This is a genomic window from Ramlibacter sp. GS1-15 (assembly GCF_057785015.1).
In genome coordinates, this window is record NZ_JBYNTU010000001.1 from 2,354,207 (window position 1) to 2,375,549 (window position 21,343).

Here is a 21,343-nt window from a genome sequence, read left to right on the forward strand (position 1 = left end):
GGCTATGCAGTTCGACTTCGACATCGTCGCCGTCCCGTTCCGCATGCAGCCGGGGCTGCGGCGGCTCGATGCGACCGATCCGCAGCTGACGCGCCTCGATCCCGCGAGCCCGCTGTACCGCGAGAAGCTCGCCGTGATGGAGACCGGCGCCTCGCGCCACGCCGTGGCGGGATTCGACGCATCGATGGCCTTGGCCGCGATGCGCGAGCGGCTGCCCAGCGCGCTGCCGCCCGAAATCGCCTACGAGCAGGATTTCGCGGTGCTCGACGGCGAGAGCGGCACGCTGCGATGGCTGTGCGTGTGCGTGCCTTCGCACTGGGCGCCGGAGGACAAGATCGGCCTGGATTTCGCGGCGGTCCACACGCCGGTGGCCGACAACCGCCTGCTCGTGGGGGCCTCGTCGCAGCTCGTGAAGCTCGCGACCTCCGGCGAATGCTGGGAACGGTTCGTGTGGACCGTCAGCCCGTCGGGCCGCTACGACCAGCATCCGAGGCGCCATGCGCGCGAGCCCTGGCCGCAGACGAACGGCATCGAAGCCTTCGGCGAGCGCTGCTGGCTGCGCGCCGAACGCCAGACCTTCTTCCCGGTCGGCGCGGGCACGCAGCAGGCCGTATTCACGATCCGCGTGATGCTGCAGCCCTTGCGCGAAGCCGTCGCCGCACCCGGCGTCGCGCGCAGATTGCACGACTCCATCGCCTCCATGTCGAACGATGTGCTCGCGTACAAGGGCCTCGCGCCGGCGCGCGAACCTTTGCTGGCCTGGCTGGCGAGCCGGGTCGCATGATGGAGCTGCTGGCCCGCATCGCCCAGGTCATCGTCCCGGTCTTCCTGATCGTGGCCGTCGGCTTCGTCTACGGCCGGCGCGCCCGGCCCGACCTCACGACCTTCAACCGCGTCGTGCTCGACGTGATGACGCCCGTGCTCGTCTACACCGCGCTCGCGGGCAAGGAGTTCCGCCTCGGCGACCACGCCGGCCTGCTCGGGGCCGGCGCGGCGCTGATCCTCGCCACGGGCGCCGTCGCATGGCTGCTCGCGCGCTTCACGCACACGAACGCGCGCAGCCTCGTGCCGGTCGTGATGTTCACGAACTGCGGCAACATGGGCTTGCCGCTGGCCCTGCTCGCCTTCGGTCCCGCGGGGTTCGGCGCCGCGGTGGGCCTGTTCTCGATCAGCAACCTGATTCACTTCTCTCTGGGCGCGCGCGTCACCAGCGCGCACGCGAGCACGCGCGAACTGCTCCTTAGCCCCTTGATGATCGCCAGCGCGCTGGGCTTCGCCAGTGCCGCCACGGGCGTGCGCCCGCCCGACATGATCTTCACCGGCATGAAGATGCTCGGCGAGGCTATGCTGCCGCTCATGCTGTTCTCGCTGGGCGTGCGCCTGACGCAATTGAAGCGCCAGGACGTGCCGCGCGGGCTGCTCGGTGCCTTCGCGCGCCCGCTGATCGGCCTGGCCGTGGCGCTGCCGCTCGCGCACGTGCTGGGCCTCACCGGCATGGCGCGCGGGCAGCTGCTGCTGTTCGCGGCACTGCCGCCGGCCGTGATGCAGTTCATGCTCGCCGAGCGCTACCGGCAGGAGCCCGAGCGCGTGGCGGCGATGATCCTGCTCGGCAACGCGCTGGCCGTCCTCTTCGTGCCGCTCGGACTGGCTCTGTCCCTCTAGGCTGGCACTACACTCGCGGCCCATGCAATATTTCGTCATCAGCCTGAGGCGCACTCCCGAACGGCTCGATGCCTTCTACGCCGTCAATGGTCATCGCGACCGGATCAGGCATTTCGAAGCGGTGGACGGTCGCACGACGGATCGAGGCGCCCTGGTCGCCCAGGGGCTCATGGAAGCGGGTCTGCCGCATTACACCGACGGCGCGGTCGGGGCCGCGCTATCGCACAGGCGGCTGTGGGAGATCGCGATCGAATTGGACGAGCCGATCACCATCCTGGAGGACGATGCGATATTGAGCGGCAACTTCTTCGATGCGGTCGAAGCAACCTGCCGGGAACTCGGCGAATGGGACTACCTGCACTGGGGCTGGAACTTCGATTCGTTTCTGACGTTCATGCTGCCGGGCAACCTGTCCCCCTGTGTTGCGCAATTCAGCCAGGAGCAGATGCGCGAACAGGCGAACACCTTCTCGCGCCAGGCGGTTCAGCCGTCGCTGTTCCGTTTGCTTGCCGCGTTCGGCATCCCCGCCTACAGCGTGACTCCGGCGACCGCGCGCAAGCTGCTGGACTGGTGCTTTCCGCTCGCCCCGGGCAGCGTTTACTTCTGGGGCCTGAACCGGAATTTTCCCAACACGGGAATCGACGTCGTCATGAACGCCTTTTTCCGGGAAGCGCATGCCACCCCGCTTGTTGCGCTGCCGCCGCTCGTGATCACTCCCAACGACCACGCGATTTCGACCATCCAGCTGCCGCGCAAGCCCTAGGCCGACGCCGCATCAGCACAACGGTCACCCGCCGCCTCCACGGCGCGCTGCTTGCCCCACAATGCAGCCATGCCCTCTTCGAGAAACCTCCACGACCGGCGGCTCGCGGATGCCTGGGCGACGCTCCAGGCGCATGCGAACAAGGGTCTTCCGCTCGACCCCGATGCCAGCCGCCTCGCCTTCGCCGACCCTGAATTCCTCCTGCGGCGCGAGACGCGCGGCATCCGCTTCCAGCTCGAGTTGCTCAAACCCGACCTCGAACAGCAGGCGCTGGGCATCGAGAACACCATCGTCGTCTTCGGCAGCGCGCGTTTTCGCAGCGAGGAGGACGCGGCCGTGCTCGTCAGGAACGCCGAAGCCAGTGGCGACGCGGCGCTGATCCGCCGTGCCCGCGCGTTGGCGCGCAATGCGCACTATTACGAGAAGGCGCGCGCGTTCGGCCAGCTGGTCGCGCAGTACAGCGCGGGCAAGGAGCCGCAGGACATGCTGTTCATCTGCACCGGCGGCGGTCCTGGCATCATGGAAGCCGCCAACCGGGGTGCCTACGAGGCCGACGGGATCAGTGTAGGCCTGTCGATCGCGCTGCCCATGGAAGAAGGCGCCAACCACTACGTGACGCCCGCCCTGTCCTTCCGCTTCCATTATTTCGCGCTGCGCAAGATGCACTTCATGATGCGCGCGAAGGCGCTGGTCGCTTTCCCTGGCGGCTTCGGCACGCTCGACGAGCTGTTCGAGGTGATCACGCTCGTGCAGACGCGCAAGTCCAAGCAGGTGCCGATCGTGCTGTTCGGCTCCGACTACTGGAAACGCCTCGTCAACTTCGAGTTCCTCATCGAGGAAGGCGTGATCTCGCCGCAGGACCTGGAGCTGTTCCAGTACGCCGACACGCCCGAAGCGGCGTGGCGGACCATCCGGGACTTCTACCGGCTCTGAAGCCTGAAGGCGAGGCGCAGGCCGCTGCCGACCACCGCGCTGAAGACCCAGAACACGCCCGAGATGCCGATCACGGCGCCGGCCACGCCGAAGAGCATCGGCATGGTGACGCTGGACGCGTTGATCGCCATGATGCGCATCGCCACCGCTTCGCCGTGGCGATGTTCGGGCGTGATCTGGTGCAAGGTGCTCATGACCATCGGCTGCACCGTGCCCAAGGCCGTGCCGAGCAGCACCGAGCACAGGCCCATGGCAATCGGCGCGTGCAGCAAGGGATAGATCGCGAAGAGCACGGTGGTCGCGGCCATCGCACTGGCGATCACCGCCCATTCGCGCACGTGCGCCGCGACCACGGGCAACAGCAGGCGGACCCCCGCCGCGGCCACGGCGAACGAGCCCAGGATCGTGCCGATCACGGAAGCCGAGAGGCCGCGCTCGTGCCCGAGCACCGGCACCACGAAGGTGTGCACGTCCCAGCAGGACGAGAGCAGCCAGTTCACGATCAGCAGGCGCCGGAAGTGCGGCTCGCGCAGCAGGTCCCACGCCTTGCCGGGCACGTGGCCCGCAGGCGGGACCACCGGCGGCAGTTCCTTCGCGTCGTGCACCCAGAACCAGCAGACCGTGGGCAGCGTGGCCAGGACGAGGAAGGCCAACGTGTAGCCGCCATGGTCGATCACCAGCCCCGCCGTGAAAGGCCCGACGAAGTTCGAGACCGCCGGGCCGATGGCCAGCCAGGAGAACACCTGCTTGAGTTGGGTGGGGTTCTCCGCGGCGCGGCCGACGTGGCGCTGCAGGGCGATCGACGCCGCACCCGTCGCGCCCCCCGTGAGCAGGGCCGCGAAACACAGCACCGGGAAGGCTGGGTACACCACCGCGGCGCCCGCGCCTATCGTGGCTGCCAGCACCGCGAAACCCATCGGGCGCTTGAGGCCGTGACGATCCGCATAGCGTCCCGCCGGCAGCGCAAGGAACACCTGCGTGAGAGCGAACAACGCCAGGAGGACGCCGACCGCGGCCTCGCTCTGCCCCTCGTGAAGCGCGAACAGCGGGGCGGCCATCCGCATGCCCGCCATGCACGCGTGCAGGAAGACGTGGCCGGCGATCAACCGCAAGAGCGCCGGGTTCATTCCGCCAGTCATCCGGTCGGCTCGTCCCCTTCCCCCACGGGCGGCAGCAGCGCCTGGGCCTCGCCCTCGGGCAGCGCCTCGACCGACTTCAGCGCCCGCCGCATCTGGTTCGTGCGCGTCTGCGCGCTCTCCAGCGTCTTGGCCGCGCGCTCGACCTGGTCACGGATCTGTTCGACCCACTTGCCGTAGCGGTCGAACTCGGTCTTGACGGCGCCGAGCACCTTCCACACCTCGGAGGCACGCTGTTCCAGCGCCAGGGTGCGAAAACCCATGTGCAGGCTGTTCAGCATGGCGAGCAGCGTCGTCGGCCCGGCAATCGTCACGCGATAGTCGCGCTGCAACGCATCCATCAGGCCCGGTCGCCGCAACACCTCGGCGTACAGGCTTTCGATCGGCAGGAACAGGATCGCGAAATCAGTGGTGTACGGCGGGCACAGGTAGTAATCGCTGATCGACTTCGCCTCCGTGCGGATGCGCGACTCGAGCGCACGCGCCGCGATGTCGGCAGCGGCGGGATCGGCCCGGTCCTGCGCGTCCAGCAGGCGCTCGTAGTCCTCGCGTGGAAACTTCGCGTCCACCGGCAGCCACACCGGCACGCCGTCGTCCGAGCGGCCGGGGAAGCGGATCGCGAAGTCCACGCGCTGGTTGCTGCGCGGCTTGGTTTCGACCTGCTTGGCGTACTGCTCGGGCGTGAGCACCTGTTCGAGCAGCGCCTCGAGCTGCACCTCGCCGAACATGCCGCGCGTCTTGACGTTGGTCAGCACGCGCTGCAGGTCGCCCACGCCTTGCGCGAGCGATTGCATCTCGCCCAGGCCCTTGTGCACCTGCTCGAGGCGGTCGGCCACCTGCTTGAAGCTCTCGCCCAGGCGCGTCTCCAGCGTGGTCTGCAGCTTCTCGTCCACCGTGCGGCGCATCTCGTCCAGCTTCGCGGCGTTCTGCTGCTGCAGCTGCGCGAGCTGCGCATCGAGCGTGGCGCGCACTTCGCCCATGCGGCGCGCATTCGATTCCGCCAGGCCTTGCAGTTGCACCACCAGTGTCTCCTGGAACACGCCCAGCTGTTGCGTGAGCTCGGTGCGCGCGCCCCGCTGCGATTCGCTGATCTCGCGCCGCAGTTCGCGCTCGAGCCGCTCGTTCGCGGCGAGCAGCTCCACGCGCGTGGCGTCGTTGGTCGGGGGCTTGCGCAGCAGCAGCATCACCACGATGACAAAGGTGGCGATGGCCAGGGCGACAAGGGTCCAGGTTTCCAAGCGGTTGTCCCCTACAGCACTTCCGGGTTCAAGGGCGTGAGCGGCTTGCCGTGCACGAGGAAGCCGACCAGGTTGTCGGCGGCCAGATCGGCCATGGCGCGGCGCGTGGGCACCGTGGCGCTGGCGATGTGCGGGGTGAGCACGACATTCGGCACGGTGAGCAGGTCGGGATGAACCTTGGGCTCGCCCTCGAACACGTCCAGGGCCGCACCCGCGATGCGCTTCTCGCGCAGCGCCTTCGCCAGAGCAGCGTCATCGACGATGCCGCCGCGCGCGACGTTCACCAGCGTGGCGGTGGGCTTCATCAGCGCGAGCTCCTTTTTCCCGATCGCGTGGTGCGACTCGGGCGAGTACGGCAGGACCAGCACGAGGTGATCGGCCGTCTCGAGCAGCTCCTGCTTGCTCACGTACCGCGCCTTGCACTGGGCCTCGAGTTCGGGCGACAGGCGCGAGCGGTTGTGGTAGATCACGTTCATGCCGAAGCCGTGGGCGCCGCGCCTCGCGATGCCCTGCCCGATGCGGCCCATGCCCAGGATGCCCAGCGTCGTGCCGTGCACGTCGCCGCCCGCCAGCATGTCGTAGCTCCAGCGGTCCCACTTGCCGGCACGCAGGAAGTGTTCGCCTTCGGTGATGCGCCGCGCGATGGCCATCAGCAGCGCGAAGCCGAAATCCGCCGTCGTCTCGGTCAGCACGTCGGGCGTGTTGGTGGCGAGCACGCGCCGCGCGGTCATCGCGGGCAGGTCGAAGTTGTTGTAGCCCACGGCCATGTTGGCGCAGATCCTGAGCTGGGGCGCCTGCGCGAGGGTGTCGGCGTCGATGCGCTCGCTGGCCGTGGTGAAGCAGCCCACCTTGTCCGCCAGCCTCGCCGCGAGCTGCTGCTTCGCCCAGAGCTCGTCGGCCTGGTTGGACTCGACCTCGAAATGCGCGCGCAGCTTGTCCAGCGTCTCGGGGAAAACGGCGCGCGCGACCAGGATCTTCGGTTTCATGGCAGGGTCTTGGCGGGAGGCGGCGTGGTGACGGGTTCGCTGCCGCCCATGCGGGTGTTGGGCACGTCGACATGCCACCCATGGATCACCAGCAGCACGAAAAACCCGATGACGTAGGCGGCGGTCACGTGCCACCCGGCTTTCAGGTAGGCACCGACCGATTTCGCCTCGGGGTACATGTTCGACAGCGCGACGCCCGCGGACGAGCCGAACCAGATCATCGAGCCGCCGAAGCCCACCGCGTACGCGAGGAAGCCCCAGTCGTAGCCGCCCTGGTGCAGCGCCAGCGCGGTGAGCGGGATGTTGTCGAACACGGCGCTCACGAACCCGAGCCCGAACGCGGTCTGCCACGATGCGGCCGGCAGTGCCTTCACCGGCATCATCGCCGCGCAGGTGACCAGCGAGAGCAGGAAGATGCTTCCCCGGAGCGCGCCCGGCAGCAGGTTCCAGGTCGGTTTGCGCCAGGGCGCGGTCGCGAAGATCGCGACCCACACGGCGATGCCGATCACCGGCCAGTGGTCGAGCACCTCGGGTGCCTTGATGTTGAAGAACACGTTGGCGGCCAGCGCGGTGACGAGGATGATCGCCACGATCCACAGGCGCGGCGCCTCGAGGAAGGCGTCGACCGGGTCATCCTTCATGATCGGCTGCAGCCGGTGCTGCTGCTTGGCGGCGATGACCCCGAAGATCGCGACGGCGACGACCGCGGCGATGTAGGCCTCCAGCACCTCGATGGGCGGCACGCCCGCGATCCACATCATCGTGGTGGTCGTGTCGCCGACCACGCTGCCCGAGCCGCCCGCGTTGCTGGCCGCGACGATGCCCGCCAGGAAACCGACGTGGACCTTGCCCCGGAAGAGGACATGCGCCATCGCGCCGCCGATCATCGCGGCCGCGATGTTGTCCAAGAAGCTCGAGATCACGAAGACGATGACCAGCAGCATGAAGCCGCCTTTCCAGTCATCGGGCAGCACGTTGGGCAGCAGGGTCGGCACGCCGCTCTTCTCGAAGTGGTCCGCCAGCAAGGCGAAGCCCAGCAGCAGCCCCAGCAGGTTCGCGAGCGTCACCCACTCGTGCTTCAGCAGCCCGGCGAGGCCCGCCACGCCGGGCACGCCGGCGAAGTCGCCCAAGCCGAGCTTGTACAGCGTGATGGTCGCCAGGCCGATCAGCGCCACATACAGCGTCTGGTTGTGGAACAGCGCGACCCCGAGCAGCGTCAGGGCGAACAACACGAAATCCAGGGGAATGCCGGCCAGGGTCAAGGTTGTCTCCGTCTTTTTCTGTTGTGCTTGGGCTGATTATCGGGGCACGCGCGACCCGTCCGGCTGACGGATGGGTGACGCGCCTACGGCGCTGCCTGCTCGACTGCTCCTAGAGTGACGCCATGAATACCGATCGCCTGCGCGGCCAGTGGAAACAGGTCAAGGGCCGGATCAAGGAACGGTGGGGCCAGCTCACCGACGACGACCTGGACGTGATCGCCGGAAAGCGCGACCAGTTGCTGGGCCGCATCCAGCAGCGCCATGGCATCGCCCGCGACGAGGCCGAGCGCCAGGTACGGCAGTTCGAGGATCGCAACCGCGACGTGGAACTGGACGACTCGCCCTCGCGCGACCAGGCGTAGGGCCCCAGCCCCTAATCGAGCCAGCGCGTGAATTCCTCGACCGGCGCGCGCGGCGTGTAGAAGGTGTTGACCTTGTGGGACACGTCGGCGTAGCCCAGCGCCATGCCGCAGACCAGCATCTCCTCCGGACCCGCGCCGATGTGCGGCAGGATGATCTTCGCGAACGGGTTCCAGGCCGCCTGCGGGCACGTGTGCAGGCCTTGCGCGCGCGCCATCACCATGACGTTCTGCAGGAACATGCCGTAATCGACGAACGACCCGACACCCAGGATGCGGTCGATCGTGAACATCAGCCCCACCGGCGCATCGAAGAACCGGTAGTTGCGGTGGTGCTGGGCGTGCATCTTGTCCTTCTCGCCCTTCGCGATGCCCAGCAGCCCATAGAGGCTCCAGCCGTTCTCGCGGCGGCGGTCGATGTACGGCGATACCCACTTCTGCGGGTAATAGTCGTAGTCCTCCTGGTACTCGACGGCGAGCGCCGGGTTCATGTAGACCGCGTCGTGCGCCGCGCACACCTTCTCGACCAGCGTGTCACGGCTCGCGCCCTGCAGCACGTACACCTTCCACGGCTGCGTGTTCGTGCCCGAAGGGGCACGGCGGGCGAGGCGCAGGATGTGCTCGATCTTGTCGCGCTCCACAGGCCGCGGCAGGAAGGCCCGCGTGGAAAAGCGCGACTCGATGGCGGTGTCCACGCTCGCGGGGTCCGCGACGACCGCGGTGACGGCGCTGTAAGTCATTGCAGGGCCTCCAGCACCGATTTCAATCTGGCAGGCAGCTCGGCCGGCCGGCGGCTTTCGCGATCGACGTACACGTGCACGAAATGGCCTTTCGCCGCCGTCATCTCCGTGCCCTTCACGAACAGGCCGACTTCGTAGCGCACGCTCGAGCGGCCCAGCCGCGCCACCCGCACGCCCGCCTCGACCTGCTGCGGGAACTCGATCGGCGCGAAGTAATTGCATTGCGTTTCGACCACGAGCCCGATCACCTGGCCCCGGTGGATGTCGAGGGCGCCCTGCCGGATCAGGTGGCCGTTCACCGCGGTGTCGAACCAGCTGTAGTACACGACGTTGTTGACGTGGCCGTACACGTCGTTGTCCATCCAGCGGGTGGTGATGTCGTGGAAGGCGCGGTAGGCCCCGCGCGGCTCGGGTTGGGGCTTCGTGTTCTCGTTCATCGCGGACGATTCTGCCAGCGGGCCGCGTACTGCGCTGCGACGCGGAAGGTGTTCACCTGGACCTGCACCGTGTCTTCCAGGCGCGTGCCATAGCCGCCCGCCATCGCGAAGGCCAGCGGCAAGCGTCGCTGCCACGCCCATTCGAAGACAACGCGGTCGCGCGCTTCGAGGCCATCCCAGGTGAGCTTCAATCGCCCGAGCCGGTCGCCCTCGTGCGGGTCCGCGCCCGCGAGATAGATCACCAGCCCGGGGTCGAAGCGCCCTTCGAGTTCCTCGAGCGCCCCGTCGAGGGCGCGGAGGTACTCGCCATCGCCGCAGCCGTCCGGAAGATCGACGTCGAGATCGCTCGCCTCCTTGCGGAACGGGAAGTTCTTCTGGCCGTGGATCGACAGCGTGAACACCGAATCGTCGCCCTGGAAGATGCGGGCCGTGCCGTTGCCCTGGTGCACGTCCAGGTCGACGATCGCGACCTTCAAGGTCCCCCGGTGCGACCGGCGCCATTCGGCTTGCATCAGCCGTGTGGCCACGGCCGCGTCATTGAACACGCAGAAGCCGCCGCCCTTGTCCGCGTAGGCGTGGTGCGTGCCGCCGGCGATGTTGGCGGCGACGCCTTCGGTGAAGGCGGCGCGGCAGGCGGAGATCGTCGCCCCCACGGAGCGGCGCGAGCGCTCCACCATCTGCGGGCTCCACGGGAAACCGATCTCGCGCATGACCTTCGGGTCGACCGACCCGTCACTGATCGCCTGGATGTACCCCGGCGTATGGACCAGCGCCAGCTCGCCATCGCTGGCCGGCGGTGCCTGCCGCAACTCCACCTCCGGCAGCTCAGCAGCCAGCCGGTCGCGCAGCATCTGGTACTTCCCCATCGGAAAACGGTGGCCCGGCGGCAGAGGCAGGACGAATTGCGTGGAGTAATAGACCTGCATGGCAGGATTGTGTCGGCGTCCCCGCCGAGCCGCTCCTTAGGTAGCCCCACCTAGAATGGTGCAATGCAGCAAAAATGACTTGCAAAGCTCGCTGGTACCCCTATACTTTGGACCATGCTGCGCTGCAACATGAACCGGGCCACCGGGGTTCAGGGCAGATATCGATCCACCCACCCTGCTCGTAACGGAGAACCGCTATGTTGACCGCTGAACAAATCCTGGCTTCCCAGAAAGCCAACGTCGAAACCCTCTTCGGCCTGACCTCCAAGGCCTTCGAAGGCGTCGAGAAGCTCGTCGAGCTGAACGTCACCGCGACCAAGGCCGCGCTGGCCGAAGCCGCCGGCACCAGCCAGGCCGCGCTGAACGTCAAGGACGCGCAAGAGCTGCTGGCCCTGCAGGCCTCGCTGTTCCAGCCCCTGGCCGAGAAGACCGCTGCCTACACCCGCCACCTGTACGACATCACGTCGAGCACGGGCGCCGAGTTCGCCAAGACCTTCGAATCGCAAGCCGCTGAGACCCAGAAGAAGTTCCTGGCCATCGTCGACAACGCCGCCAAGAACGCGCCGGCCGGCAGCGAAACCGCCGTTGCCGTGTTCAAGAGCGCCGTTGCCGCAGGCAACAACGCGCTGGAATCGGTCCAGAAGGCCGTGAAGCAGGCGACCGAAGTCGCCGAAGCCAACTTCAACGCCGTGGCCGCGCAAGCCGTCAACGCGACGAAGACGACGACCGCCAAGAAGCGCTAAGCAGTTCACGCAAACTCGAGGCCGCCTGCCCCGGCTGGGGCAGGAACTCTAGAAGACGCGGAGCATCTATCCGATACTCTCCTTCAGGCGAACGAGAGTTCTTCAGGTTGTCTCCTCGGGTCCTTTCGACACCCTCACGGGTTCAGGGATCCTTCATAGCCCGGTGTTCGCACCGGGCTTTTTTTATTTCCTCCGCGATAATGACGTTTACGTAAACGTCAACCATCAGGAGAACCCATGGACATCAGCGGCAAGGTCTTCATCGTCACCGGCGGCGCATCCGGCCTCGGCGAAGGCACGGCGCGCATGCTCGCCGCCAACGGCGGCAAGGTCGTCATCGCGGACATGCAGGCCGACAAGGGCGAAGCGATCGCGAAGGAGATCGGCGGCGCCTTCGTGAAGTGCGACGTGAGCCAGGAAGCCGATGGCCAGGCCGTCGTCGCCAGGGCCGTCTCCCTGGGCAAGCTGATGGGCCTGGTCAACTGCGCCGGTATCGCGCCGGCCGAGAAGACCGTGGGCAAGAACGGCCCGCACAATCTCGCGCTCTACACGAAGACCATCATGGTCAACCTGGTCGGCTCGTTCAACATGATCCGCCTCGCCGCCGACGCGATGGCGAAGAACGAGCCCGAGAAGACCGGTGAGCGCGGCTGCATGATTTCCACCGCTTCCGTCGCGGCCTACGACGGCCAGATCGGCCAGGCCGCCTACAGCGCGTCCAAGGGCGGCGTGGTCTGCATGACGCTGCCGATCGCCCGCGACCTCGCACGCAACGGCATCCGCAACATGACCATCGCCCCCGGCATCTTCGGCACCCCGATGCTGTTCGGCATGCCCAAGGAAGTGCAGGATGCACTGGCCGCCAGCGTGCCCTTCCCCTCGCGCCTGGGCACGCCCGAGGACTACGCGAAGCTCGCGAAGCACATCTTCGAGAACGACATGCTCAACGGCGAGGTGATCCGCCTCGACGGCGCGATCCGCCTCGCGCCGCGCTGATCAGAACTGGGTTTCCCGGAAAGGGTTCGACACGTCGGGCCCTTCCGGCAGGCCGATACGCTCGTATTCCGAGATCACCTGCGCGCCCAGCAGCAGCAAGGTCGCGCCGATCTCCAGCGTGAACAGCACGACGATCGCCGTCGTGAGCGAGCCGTAGACCACGCTCACCTGCGACAGCGTGTTGAAGTACCACACCAGCACGTGGCGCGTGATCTCCCACAGCAGCGCCGCCGTTGCGCCGCCGATGAATGCGTGCCGCCACGAGAGGCGCCCGACCGGCATCACCATGTAGACCGAGCTGAGCACGAAGATCTCGCCCGCCAGCCCGAGCAGGTACAGCAGCGCGCCCGAAACGCCCTTGAGCGACCACTCGTGCCCCAGGACGTCCACGCGCTCCTGCCCGATCGCCTGCAGGCTGCCCGAGACCAGCGTCACGATCAGCACGCCCAGCCCCAGGCACAGGATGTAGATGTACGGCAGCACCGCGGAGACGATGTAGCGGCGCTTCTTCGCGAGGATGCGATGCAGGAAGATCACCGACATCGCGTTCTCCAGCACCGTGAAGGCGAGCGAGCTGAAGAACAGCATCGTGACCAGCAGGAGCCAGCCGATGACGTCCCGGTTGGCCAGGAATTCGCGCAACTCCTCGATGATGGCCCTGGACTGGCCGGGAACGAACAGTTCGAGGTAGCGTCCCAGCGTGCTGAGCAGCAGTGCCTGGTCGACCACATGCGACAGCGCGATGACCAGCAGGATCAGCAGCGGCACGACCGAGAGCAGCGCGTAGTAGGCCACGGCGCCGGCGAGCAACAGCCCCTGGTTCTTCTTGAACTGCTTCAGCACGTTCCATGCGAACGCGCCCGGGTTCTGCAGGACGTGCGTCATGCGCGGACTCAGCATCCGCGGATTCTCGGTCCTACACGTCGATGGCGGTGGCTGAGCCGGCCTTCTTGCGCAGCTCGAACTTCTGGATCTTGCCGGTCGACGTCTTCGGCAGTTCGCCGAAGACCACCGCCTTCGGCACCTTGAAGCCCGCCAGGTGCTTGCGGCAGTGCGCGACGATCTCCTGCGCCGTCGCCTGCGCGCCGGCCTTGAGCTCGACGAAGGCACAAGGCGTTTCGCCCCACTTGGGATCGGGCTTGGCCACCACCGCCGCCGCGAGCACGTCCGGATGGCGGTAGAGCACGTCCTCCACCTCGATCGACGAGATGTTCTCGCCGCCCGAGATGATGATGTCCTTGCTGCGATCCTTGATCTTGATGTAGCCGTCGGGGTATTGCACGGCCAGGTCCCCGGTGTGGAACCAGCCGCCCGCGAAGGCCTCTTGCGTCGCCGCGGGGTTCTTCAGGTAACCCTTCATCGTGATGTTGCCGCGGAACATGATCTCGCCCATGGTCTCGCCGTCCCAGGGCACCGGCTGCATCGTCTGCGGATCGAGTACGCGCGCGTCGCGCTGCAGGTGGTAGCGCACGCCCTGGCGCGCGTTCAGGCGGGCCCGCTCGCCGATGTCGACCGCGTTCCACTCCTCGTGCCTGGGGCACACGGTTGCCGGCCCGTAGACCTCGGTCAGGCCGTACACGTGCGTCAGGTCGAAGCCGAGCCTCTCCATGCCCTCGATCATCGAAGCCGGTGGCGCAGCGCCCGCGACCATGCCTTTCACGCCTCGCGGCAGGCCCTGCTTCAGCTCGTCGGGCGCGTTCACCAGCAGGCCATGCACGATCGGCGCGCCGCAGTAATGCGTGACACCGTGCGTCTTGATCGCGTCGGCCATGGCTTTCGCCTCGACCTTGCGCAGGCACACGTTCACGCCCGCACGGGCAGCAATGGTCCATGGGAAGCACCAGCCGTTGCAGTGGAACATCGGCAGCGTCCAGAGGTAGACGGGGTGCTTCGGCATGTCCCATTCGAGGATGTTCGAGACGGCATTGATCGCCGCGCCGCGGTGGTGATAGACGACGCCCTTCGGGTTGCCTGTCGTGCCGCTGGTGTAATTCAGCGCGATGGCCTCCCATTCGTCGCCGGGCATCTGCCAGGCGAAATCCGGGTCGCCGCCGGCGACGAAATCGTCGTAGGTGATGCGGCCGATTCGCTCGCCCGGGCCGTACACCGCGTCTTCGGCATCGATCACGAGCAGTTCGCGCGGCGCCTGCCGCAACGCGATGGCCCGCTTCATGACGGCCGCGAATTCCGGATCGACGATCACGGCCTTCGCTTCGCCATGATCCAGCATGAAAGCGATCGTTTCGGGGTCCAGCCGCGTGTTGAGGGTGTTCAGCACCGCCCCCGCCATCGGGATGCCGAAATGCGCTTCGACCATGGGCGGCGTGTTCGGCAGCATCACAGCGACCGTGTCGCCCTTGCCCACGCCCGCCTTCTGCAGTGCACTCGCGAGCTGGCGGCAACGCGCGTAGACCTCGCGCCAGGTGCGGCGCAGCTCGCCATGCACGACCGCAAGCCGGTCCGGGTACACCTCCGCGGCCCGCTCGATGAACGACAGCGGCGTGATCGGCGCGAAATTGGCTTCGTTGCGCGGCAGGTCCTGGTCAAAAATACCCGGCATGGCTTGTCTCCTGAAGGCCGACAGCGTAAATCTTTCGGGTGCTTCGGCCCATTAAGTAAGAATACCGAGACGATGGCGATCCCCCAGTCTTTCATCCAGGAGCTGCTCGCGCGTGCCGACATCGTCGAGATCGTCGGCCGCTACGTGCAGCTCAAGAAGGGCGGGGCGAACTACATGGGGCTGTGCCCCTTCCACGCCGAGAAATCGCCATCGTTTTCCGTGAGCCCCACCAAGCAGTTCTATCACTGCTTCGGCTGCGGCAAGAGCGGCGACGCGATCCGCTTCCTGATGGAACACGCCGGCATGAATTTCGTCGAGGCCACCCGGGACCTGGCCGGCCAGTACGGCATGGAAGTGCCCGAGGAAGAGGTTTCACCCGCGGAACGCGAACGTGCCGCCAAGGCGCGCGAAAAGCACCTCACGCTCACCGACGTCCTCGAAAAGGCGGGCGAAGCCTATCGCAAGCACCTCCGGAACTCGCCGCGCGCCGTCGACTACCTGAAAGGCCGGGGCCTCTCGGGCCAGGTCGCCAAGCGCTTCGGCCTGGGCTACGCGCCCGAAGGCTGGCGCAGCCTGGCCAGTGTCTTTCCCGACTACAACGACGCGCTCCTCGAGGAAAGCGGCCTCGTCATCGCCGGGGACGACGACAAGCGCTACGACCGCTTCCGCGACCGGATCATGTTCCCGATCCGCAACGTCAAGGGCGAATGCATCGGGTTTGGCGGGCGCGTGCTGGGCGACGAGAAGCCGAAGTACCTGAATTCGCCGGAGACGCCCGTGTTCTCCAAGGGGCGCGAGCTCTACGGCCTGTTCGAGGCACGCGGCGACATGCGCGAGCACGGCTTCGTGCTGGTGACCGAGGGCTACATGGACGTGGTCGCGCTGGCACAGCTGGGCTTTCCCAACGCGGTCGCGACGCTGGGGACGGCCTGCACCACCGACCACGTGCAGAAGCTCTTTCGCTTCACCGACTCGGTCGTCTTCAGCTTCGACGGCGACGAGGCCGGCCGGCGCGCCGCGCGCAAGGCGCTGGACATCGCGATCCCCTTCGCGACCGACGTGCGCAGCATCAAGTTCCTGTTCCTGCCGGCCGAACACGATCCCGACAGCTACATCCGGGAGCACGGGCGCGACGCGTTCTCGCGCTACGTGGGCGAGGCCACACCGCTGAGCCGCTTCCTCATCGAGGCGGCACGTGAAGGCTGCGACCTGGCGACCGCCGAAGGCCGCGCCCACATGGCGGCCAACGCGAGGCCGCTGTGGCTCGCGCTGCCCGATGGCGCGCTCAGGCGCCAGCTGCTGGGCGAGATCGCGCAACTGGCGCAGCTGGATCCCGGCGAACTCTCGTCGCTGTGGGGCATCCGTCCCCCCGCGCGGGCGCCGCAGCGCCCGTCGACCTGGGCGCCGGCGCGCCGGCCCACGCGCACCCTGCCCCCCGGCCGCGCGGACCGAGCCCTGCAAATCACCTTCATGAACCCCGGCGCCTGGTCGACGCTGAGCAATGACGACCACCACCTCCTGTGCGAGCTGGCCGAACCGCACGGGCCGCTCTTCGCCTGGCTCGACGGCCACGTGCATGAACATGGCCCCGAGCCATGGGAAACCCTGCGGGAGGCCCTCGAAGGCCATCCGCAGGCTCCTTTCCTGTTCGAGCAGGCCGCCCGCGTGTTGCCGGACATCGAGCACGACCTGGACGAGCTGAGGCAGATCCTCGGCAAGGAGCGCCAGCGCTTGCTGGACGAGCGCAAGAAGGCCCTGGCCGAGCGTGCCTCCACCGATCCGGCGGCTTACGAAGAGCTGCGCCGGCTGATCGACATCAGCAAATCACCCTCTTGAATTTTCCGCATGACGGTATAATGTAGGGTTTGCTAGCGGCAAGAGCGACAGCAGCACCTCCGGACACCGGCCGACCGACGCCATGCGCGCAACCGAGCCAACTCCCCGCAAGGGCTGCACACCAAATGTTCGCCCACCCATCTTGCCCCTGACGGCCCCGCCGTCATCACCCGCGCCGGGTAGTAGTGGCGCATTTATTGTGTTTCTGTCCTTTCCGAAGGTCCCGAGGTACTTTTCATGCCCGCCGCAAAGTCCAAGCCCGCCGCGAAACCCGTTGCCCGAAAACCGGTCAAACCAAGCAGTGCCGCCAAGGCCCCGCTGAAGGTCGTGAAGACCGCGCCTGCCAAGGCGCCAGCGAAGGCCGGCAAAAAAGCAGTTTCGAAAGACAAGCCCGTGCCCGCCACCAAGACCATCGCGAAAGACAAAGCCACCGCCAAGGAAGAGCCGAAGAAGTCCCTGAAAGCCGTCGCCACCGAGGAGGTGGTGAAAAAGAAGCCCGGCCGCCCGCCCAAGGCTCAGGTTCCGGAGGCTGATTCGCCCGCCAAGGGCGCCAAGCGCGGCCGCAAGCCGAAGAATGCGGCCGAGGCGCCGAAGTCGGACGACGACGTCGACCTCACGGACCTGGACGACGACCTGGGGGGCGACGACGCGCCCGCCGAGGCCGTGGTCGAAAAGGTCAAGCCGCTGCGCATGAAGATCAGCAAGGCGAAGGAACGCGCCTTGATGAAGGAATTCGGCCTGGACGAGACCATCCTGTCCGAAGAGGAAATGTTCAAGCGCCGCCAGCGCCTGAAGGCGCTGATCACGCTCGGCAAGACGCGCGGCTACCTCACGCACGGCGAAATCACCGACCACCTGCCCGAGAAGCTGGTCGATGCCGAGACGCTGGAAGTCGTGGTCACCATGCTCAACGACCTGGGCGTGGCGGTGTACGAGCAGACGCCCGACGCCGAGATGCTGCTGTTGAACAACACGACGCCGACGGCAGCGACGGCCGAGGAAGCGGAAGAGGAAGCCGAAGCGGCCCTGTCCACCGTCGATTCCGAATTCGGCCGCACCACGGACCCGGTGCGCATGTACATGCGCGAGATGGGCACGGTGGAGCTGCTCACGCGCGAGGGCGAGATCGAGATCGCCAAGCGCATCGAAGGCGGCCTGATGGCGATGATGGAGGCCATCTCCGCCTCGCCCGCCACGATCGCCGAGATCCTGCGCCTGGCGCAGGAGATCCGCGAAGGCAAGGTCGTCATCTCGCAGGTGGTGGACGGCTTCTCGAACCCGAACGAGGCCGACGACTACGTGGCCGAGGAAGACTTCGACGAATTCGACGCCGATGACGACGACGACGGCCAGGGCGGCAGCAAGGCGCTGACCAAGAAGCTCGAGGAGCTGAAGTCGCAGGCGCTCGAGCGCTTCGACCGCATCGCCCTCCTGTTCGAGAAGATCCACAAGATCTACGACAAGGAAGGCTACGGCACGCCCGGCTACGTGAAGGCGCAGCATTCCCTGTCCGAGGAGCTGATGACCATCCGCTTCACCGCCAAGACGATCGAGAAGCTGTGCGACATGGTGCGCGCCCAGGTGGACGACGTGCGCAAGAAGGAGCGCGAGCTGCGCCGCATCATCGTGGACAAGTGCGGCATGCCGCAGGAAACCTTCATCAAGGAGTTCCCGCCCAACCTGCTGAACCTCAAGTGGGTGGAGAAGCAGGCCGCCGCCGGCAAGCCGTGGAGCGCCGTGATCGCGCGCAACATCCCGCCGATCCAGGAACTGCAGCAAAAGCTCGCGGACCTGCAGTCGCGCGTGGTGGTGCCGCTCACCGAGCTGAAGGAGATCAACAAGCGCATGAACGAGGGCGAGGCCTCGTCGCGCGAGGCGAAGAAGGAGATGATCGAGGCCAACCTGCGCCTGGTGATCTCGATCGCCAAGAAGTACACGAACCGCGGCCTGCAGTTCCTGGACCTGATCCAGGAAGGCAACATCGGCCTGATGAAGGCCGTGGACAAGTTCGAGTACCGCCGCGGCTACAAATTCTCGACCTACGCGACCTGGTGGATCCGCCAGGCGATCACGCGCTCGATCGCGGACCAGGCGCGGACGATCCGCATCCCGGTGCACATGATCGAGACGATCAACAAGATGAACCGCATCTCGCGCCAGCACCTGCAGGAGTTCGGTTTCGAGCCGGACGCCTCGATCCTGGCCGCGAAGATGGAGATCCCCGAGGACAAGATCCGCAAGATCATGAAGATCGCCAAGGAGCCGATCTCCATGGAGACGCCGATCGGGGACGACGACGATTCGCACCTGGGCGATTTCATCGAGGACACCGGCAACACCGCGCCGATCGAAGCCGCCATGCAGGCCGGCCTGCGCGACGTGGTGAAGGACATCCTCGATTCGCTCACGCCGCGCGAGGCCAAGGTGCTGCGCATGCGCTTCGGCATCGAGATGAGCACGGACCACACGCTGGAGGAAGTCGGCAAGCAGTTCGACGTCACCCGCGAGCGCATCCGCCAGATCGAGGCCAAGGCGCTGCGCAAGCTGAAGCACCCCAGCCGAAGCGACAAGCTGCGCTCGTTCATCGATACGCTGTAACAAAAAAGCCGGACCGAGTTCCGGCTTTTTTCATGGCTAAACTCTGCCGTCATGCTGAAGTCGCTCGTGGCGGTGGCCGCCCTCGTTCCCGCGCTGGTGTTCGCGCAGGCGACGGTCCGGCTCGAGGAGATGACCTCCCCCGAGCTGCGCGAGCGCATCGCGGCCGGCGCGACCACCATCCTCGTTCCCATCGGCGGCACCGAACAGAACGGGCCGCACATGGTGCTGGGCAAGCACAACGTCCGCGCCCGCCTTCTGGCCGAGGAGATCGCGAAGCGCCTCGGTAATGCCGTCGTGGCGCCGGTCGTCAGCTACGTGCCGGAGGGCGGTGTCACCCCGCCGCAGGCGCACATGCGTTTCGCCGGCACGATTTCGATCCCCGACGCCGCGTTCGAGTCCCTGCTCGAAGGCGCGGCCCGCAGCTTCAGGCAGCACGGCTTTCGCGACGTGGTTTTCCTCGGCGACCATGGCGGCTACCTGAAGGACATCGAGCATGTCGCTGCCCGGCTGAACCGCGAATGGCAGTCCGGGCCCGCACGCGCGCATGCCCTGCCGGAGTACTACCGCGTCACCGAAACCCGCTATCCGGCCGCGCTGAAGCAGCGCGGCCATTCCCCGGCCGAGATCGGCACGCACGCAGGACTGGCCGACACGTCGCTGGCGCTCGCCGTGGACAAGTCGCTCGTCCGCAGCGAGGCGCTCGCGCACACCGCGCCCGACAAGGATGGCGTGCACGGCGATCCACGGCGCGCAAATGCTGACCTGGGTCAACTGGGCGTGCGCGAAATCGTTGAAACATCCGTGGCCGAGATCCAGCGGCTGACCCGCCGCTAAGGCACTTTCCCTCATGAAGCAGAAACACCTTCTTGTTGTCGCCTCCGCCGTCATCGCGGGCACGGGCGCCCTCCTCGCAACCCATGTGATGGGCCAAGGCCCCCAGCCTGCCGCCAGTGCGCCCGCGGCTGCGACGAGCGTTTATGCCGAAACCGGCGCGGGCAAATTCAGCCCCACGGTCAAGGACCACCTCGAGCGCGTGTACGTCCCGAACCTGCGCTCCAACGAGGTCTATGTGATCGATCCCGCAACCGCGAAGGTCGTCGACAAGTTCAAGGTCGGCCGCAGCCCGCAGCACGTCGTTCCGGCGTGGGACCTGAAGACGCTCTGGGTCGCCAACAACGCCGAAGGCCGGACCGACGGCAGCCTGACGCCCATCGACCCGGCGACCGGCAAGCCGGGCAAGGCCATCCCCGTCGACGATCCGTACAACATGTACTTCACGCCCGATGGCAAGTCGGCCATCGTGGTCGCCGAGGCGAAGAGGCGGCTCGATTTCCGCGACCCGCACACGATGCAGCCGCAGTATTCGATCGACGTGCCCAAGTGCGGCGGCGTGAACCACGCGGATTTCTCGATCGACGGCAAGTTCGCCATCTTCACCTGCGAATTCGACGGCACGGTCGCGAAGATCGACCTGGCCGAGCGCAAGGTGCTCGGGTATCTCAAGCTGCAGATGCCCGACACCCGGTTCAAGGAAGGCGCCTATTCGGTGGACAGCCCGCTCACCGAAATCTGCACCGCGACGAAGGGCATGCCGCAGGACATCCGCATCTCGCCCGACGGCAAGCGCTTCTATATCGCCGACATGCACGCCGATGGCGTGCACGTGATCGACGGCGACGCATTCAAGCAGGTCGGCTTCATTCCGACGGGCCTGGGCGCACACGGCCTGTACCCCAGCCGCGACGGCACGAAGCTCTACGTGGCGAACCGCAGCACGCACAAGATCCACGGCAAGGGCAAGGGCCCCGGCAGCGTCAGCGTGATCGACTTCGCCACCGGCAAGGTCGTCCAGACGTGGCCGATCCCCGGCGGTGGCAGCCCCGACATGGGCAACGTCAGCGCCGACGGCAAATGGCTGTGGCTGTCCGGGCGCTACGACGACGAGGTGTACCGCATCGAAACGGCGAACGGCGCCGTGACGCGCGTGAAGGTCGGCCAGGAGCCGCACGGCCTGACCGTCTGGCCGCAGCCGGGCCGTTATTCGCTCGGCCATACGGGCAACCTGCGCTGACCGGCTCGCTCCAGCCCGGCCGTCGTCGGCGCTTGCCGACAGCGGTTAAAGAGCTGCGCTGGCGCATCCGGGACCTGCCGGGGCATTCAATGAGCTC

At 66.9% G+C, this 21,343-nt stretch carries 20 protein-coding genes; 11 read left to right on the forward strand and 9 right to left on the reverse strand.

Features of this window, described 5'->3' with window-relative positions:
* The first annotated feature begins 4 nt into the window (after positions 1–4).
* The 4 genes from AC3EF3_RS11845 (at position 5) to AC3EF3_RS11860 (ending at position 3,358) form a co-directional block, all read left to right on the forward strand.
* Complete coding sequence (locus AC3EF3_RS11845) at positions 5–784, forward strand: heme-dependent oxidative N-demethylase subunit alpha family protein (RefSeq protein WP_488532349.1); 780 nt, start codon at positions 5–7, stop codon at positions 782–784.
* Positions 781–1,662: an AEC family transporter gene (locus tag AC3EF3_RS11850; RefSeq protein ID WP_488532350.1), complete on the forward strand. Its 882-nt coding sequence runs from the start codon at positions 781–783 to the stop codon at positions 1,660–1,662. Before AC3EF3_RS11845 ends, AC3EF3_RS11850 begins: the two co-directional genes overlap by 4 nt.
* Before the next feature lie 22 nt (positions 1,663–1,684).
* On the forward strand, positions 1,685–2,425 hold the full coding sequence (locus AC3EF3_RS11855) for a glycosyltransferase family 25 protein (protein ID WP_488532351.1): 741 nt from the start codon (positions 1,685–1,687) through the stop codon (positions 2,423–2,425).
* A gap of 69 nt (positions 2,426–2,494) precedes the next feature.
* On the forward strand, positions 2,495–3,358 hold the full coding sequence (locus tag AC3EF3_RS11860) for an LOG family protein (protein WP_488532352.1): 864 nt from the start codon (positions 2,495–2,497) through the stop codon (positions 3,356–3,358).
* Here AC3EF3_RS11860 and AC3EF3_RS11865 read toward each other — a convergent pair.
* From AC3EF3_RS11865 to AC3EF3_RS11880, 4 genes are read right to left on the reverse strand one after another with little or no spacing between them, the layout of a single operon-like run.
* Positions 3,346–4,485 carry an MFS transporter gene (locus AC3EF3_RS11865; protein ID WP_488532353.1) on the reverse strand — a complete coding sequence of 380 codons (1,140 nt, stop codon included), beginning with the start codon at positions 4,483–4,485 and terminating at the stop codon, positions 3,346–3,348. The two genes, AC3EF3_RS11860 and AC3EF3_RS11865, sit on opposite strands and share 13 nt — an antisense overlap.
* Before the next feature lie 8 nt (positions 4,486–4,493).
* Positions 4,494–5,732, reverse strand: a complete 1,239-nt coding sequence (locus AC3EF3_RS11870) for a DNA recombination protein RmuC (protein ID WP_488532354.1) — start codon at positions 5,730–5,732, stop codon at positions 4,494–4,496.
* Between the two features lie 11 nt (positions 5,733–5,743).
* Positions 5,744–6,718 carry a 2-hydroxyacid dehydrogenase gene (locus AC3EF3_RS11875; RefSeq protein WP_488532355.1) on the reverse strand — a complete coding sequence of 325 codons (975 nt, stop codon included), beginning with the start codon at positions 6,716–6,718 and terminating at the stop codon, positions 5,744–5,746.
* Positions 6,715–7,980: a citrate transporter gene (locus tag AC3EF3_RS11880; protein ID WP_488532356.1), complete on the reverse strand. Its 1,266-nt coding sequence runs from the start codon at positions 7,978–7,980 to the stop codon at positions 6,715–6,717. The genes AC3EF3_RS11875 and AC3EF3_RS11880 overlap by 4 nt, the downstream gene beginning before the upstream one ends.
* Positions 7,981–8,102: 122 nt before the next feature.
* Between AC3EF3_RS11880 and AC3EF3_RS11885 the strand changes: the two genes are divergently transcribed.
* Positions 8,103–8,342, forward strand: coding sequence for a CsbD family protein (locus tag AC3EF3_RS11885; protein ID WP_488532357.1), 240 nt, complete (start codon positions 8,103–8,105; stop codon positions 8,340–8,342).
* An 11-nt stretch (positions 8,343–8,353) separates the two neighbouring features.
* On the opposite strand, the gene AC3EF3_RS11890 is transcribed toward AC3EF3_RS11885, so the two are convergent.
* The 3 genes from AC3EF3_RS11890 to AC3EF3_RS11900 are packed head-to-tail and all read right to left on the reverse strand — an operon-like array spanning position 8,354 to position 10,442.
* Positions 8,354–9,079: a nitroreductase gene (locus AC3EF3_RS11890; RefSeq protein WP_488532358.1), complete on the reverse strand. Its 726-nt coding sequence runs from the start codon at positions 9,077–9,079 to the stop codon at positions 8,354–8,356.
* The gene (locus AC3EF3_RS11895; RefSeq protein ID WP_488532359.1) at positions 9,076–9,516 is read right to left on the reverse strand and encodes an acyl-CoA thioesterase; all 441 of its coding nucleotides are present in this window, start codon (positions 9,514–9,516) and stop codon (positions 9,076–9,078) included. Before AC3EF3_RS11895 ends, AC3EF3_RS11890 begins: the two co-directional genes overlap by 4 nt.
* On the reverse strand, positions 9,513–10,442 hold the full coding sequence (locus tag AC3EF3_RS11900; protein WP_488532360.1) for a histone deacetylase family protein: 930 nt from the start codon (positions 10,440–10,442) through the stop codon (positions 9,513–9,515). The genes AC3EF3_RS11895 and AC3EF3_RS11900 overlap by 4 nt, the downstream gene beginning before the upstream one ends.
* A gap of 197 nt (positions 10,443–10,639) precedes the next feature.
* On the opposite strand from AC3EF3_RS11900, the gene AC3EF3_RS11905 reads away from it, so the two are divergent.
* Both AC3EF3_RS11905 and AC3EF3_RS11910 read left to right on the forward strand, forming a co-directional pair.
* Entirely contained in the window at positions 10,640–11,185 is a 546-nt protein-coding gene (locus tag AC3EF3_RS11905) for a phasin family protein (RefSeq protein WP_488532361.1), read from the forward strand.
* Between the two features lie 237 nt (positions 11,186–11,422).
* Complete coding sequence (locus tag AC3EF3_RS11910) at positions 11,423–12,181, forward strand: 3-hydroxyacyl-CoA dehydrogenase (RefSeq protein WP_488532362.1); 759 nt, start codon at positions 11,423–11,425, stop codon at positions 12,179–12,181.
* On the opposite strand, the gene AC3EF3_RS11915 is transcribed toward AC3EF3_RS11910, so the two are convergent.
* A complete protein-coding gene (locus AC3EF3_RS11915) occupies positions 12,182–13,081 on the reverse strand; it encodes a YihY/virulence factor BrkB family protein (protein ID WP_488532363.1) in 900 nt (299 codons plus the stop codon).
* A 16-nt stretch (positions 13,082–13,097) separates the two neighbouring features.
* Complete coding sequence (locus tag AC3EF3_RS11920) at positions 13,098–14,741, reverse strand: acyl-CoA synthetase (RefSeq protein WP_488532364.1); 1,644 nt, start codon at positions 14,739–14,741, stop codon at positions 13,098–13,100.
* Positions 14,742–14,813: 72 nt separating this feature from the next.
* On the opposite strand from AC3EF3_RS11920, the gene dnaG reads away from it, so the two are divergent.
* The 4 genes from dnaG to AC3EF3_RS11940 all read left to right on the forward strand — a co-directional run bounded on the left by dnaG (position 14,814) and on the right by AC3EF3_RS11940 (position 21,246).
* Entirely contained in the window at positions 14,814–16,577 is a 1,764-nt protein-coding gene (gene dnaG, locus AC3EF3_RS11925) for a DNA primase (protein ID WP_488532365.1), read from the forward strand.
* A 237-nt stretch (positions 16,578–16,814) separates the two neighbouring features.
* On the forward strand, positions 16,815–19,175 hold the full coding sequence (gene rpoD / locus AC3EF3_RS11930) for an RNA polymerase sigma factor RpoD (RefSeq protein ID WP_488532366.1): 2,361 nt from the start codon (positions 16,815–16,817) through the stop codon (positions 19,173–19,175).
* A 51-nt stretch (positions 19,176–19,226) separates the two neighbouring features.
* Positions 19,227–20,009 carry a creatininase family protein gene (locus tag AC3EF3_RS11935; RefSeq protein ID WP_488532367.1) on the forward strand — a complete coding sequence of 261 codons (783 nt, stop codon included), beginning with the start codon at positions 19,227–19,229 and terminating at the stop codon, positions 20,007–20,009.
* Positions 20,010–20,022: 13 nt separating this feature from the next.
* Complete coding sequence (locus AC3EF3_RS11940; protein WP_488532368.1) at positions 20,023–21,246, forward strand: YncE family protein; 1,224 nt, start codon at positions 20,023–20,025, stop codon at positions 21,244–21,246.
* Positions 21,247–21,343 lie beyond the last annotated feature (97 nt).

Bases quoted from the DNA above. Each gene is read 5' to 3' on its own strand.
- AC3EF3_RS11845 (WP_488532349.1), top strand. From the start codon at position 5: ATGCAGTTCGACTTCGACATCGTCGCCGTCCCGTTCCGCATGCAGCCG.
- AC3EF3_RS11850 (WP_488532350.1), top strand. From the start codon at position 781: ATGATGGAGCTGCTGGCCCGCATCGCCCAGGTCATCGTCCCGGTCTTC.
- AC3EF3_RS11855 (WP_488532351.1), top strand. From the start codon at position 1,685: ATGCAATATTTCGTCATCAGCCTGAGGCGCACTCCCGAACGGCTCGAT.
- AC3EF3_RS11860 (WP_488532352.1), top strand. From the start codon at position 2,495: ATGCCCTCTTCGAGAAACCTCCACGACCGGCGGCTCGCGGATGCCTGG.
- AC3EF3_RS11865 (WP_488532353.1), bottom strand. From the start codon at position 4,485: ATGAACCCGGCGCTCTTGCGGTTGATCGCCGGCCACGTCTTCCTGCAC.
- AC3EF3_RS11875 (WP_488532355.1), bottom strand. From the start codon at position 6,718: ATGAAACCGAAGATCCTGGTCGCGCGCGCCGTTTTCCCCGAGACGCTG.
- AC3EF3_RS11885 (WP_488532357.1), top strand. From the start codon at position 8,103: ATGAATACCGATCGCCTGCGCGGCCAGTGGAAACAGGTCAAGGGCCGG.
- AC3EF3_RS11890 (WP_488532358.1), bottom strand. From the start codon at position 9,079: ATGACTTACAGCGCCGTCACCGCGGTCGTCGCGGACCCCGCGAGCGTG.
- AC3EF3_RS11895 (WP_488532359.1), bottom strand. From the start codon at position 9,516: ATGAACGAGAACACGAAGCCCCAACCCGAGCCGCGCGGGGCCTACCGC.
- AC3EF3_RS11900 (WP_488532360.1), bottom strand. From the start codon at position 10,442: ATGCAGGTCTATTACTCCACGCAATTCGTCCTGCCTCTGCCGCCGGGC.
- AC3EF3_RS11905 (WP_488532361.1), top strand. From the start codon at position 10,640: ATGTTGACCGCTGAACAAATCCTGGCTTCCCAGAAAGCCAACGTCGAA.
- AC3EF3_RS11910 (WP_488532362.1), top strand. From the start codon at position 11,423: ATGGACATCAGCGGCAAGGTCTTCATCGTCACCGGCGGCGCATCCGGC.
- AC3EF3_RS11915 (WP_488532363.1), bottom strand. From the start codon at position 13,081: ATGCTGAGTCCGCGCATGACGCACGTCCTGCAGAACCCGGGCGCGTTC.
- AC3EF3_RS11920 (WP_488532364.1), bottom strand. From the start codon at position 14,741: ATGCCGGGTATTTTTGACCAGGACCTGCCGCGCAACGAAGCCAATTTC.
- dnaG (WP_488532365.1), top strand. From the start codon at position 14,814: ATGGCGATCCCCCAGTCTTTCATCCAGGAGCTGCTCGCGCGTGCCGAC.
- rpoD (WP_488532366.1), top strand. From the start codon at position 16,815: ATGCCCGCCGCAAAGTCCAAGCCCGCCGCGAAACCCGTTGCCCGAAAA.
- AC3EF3_RS11935 (WP_488532367.1), top strand. From the start codon at position 19,227: ATGCTGAAGTCGCTCGTGGCGGTGGCCGCCCTCGTTCCCGCGCTGGTG.
- AC3EF3_RS11940 (WP_488532368.1), top strand. From the start codon at position 20,023: ATGAAGCAGAAACACCTTCTTGTTGTCGCCTCCGCCGTCATCGCGGGC.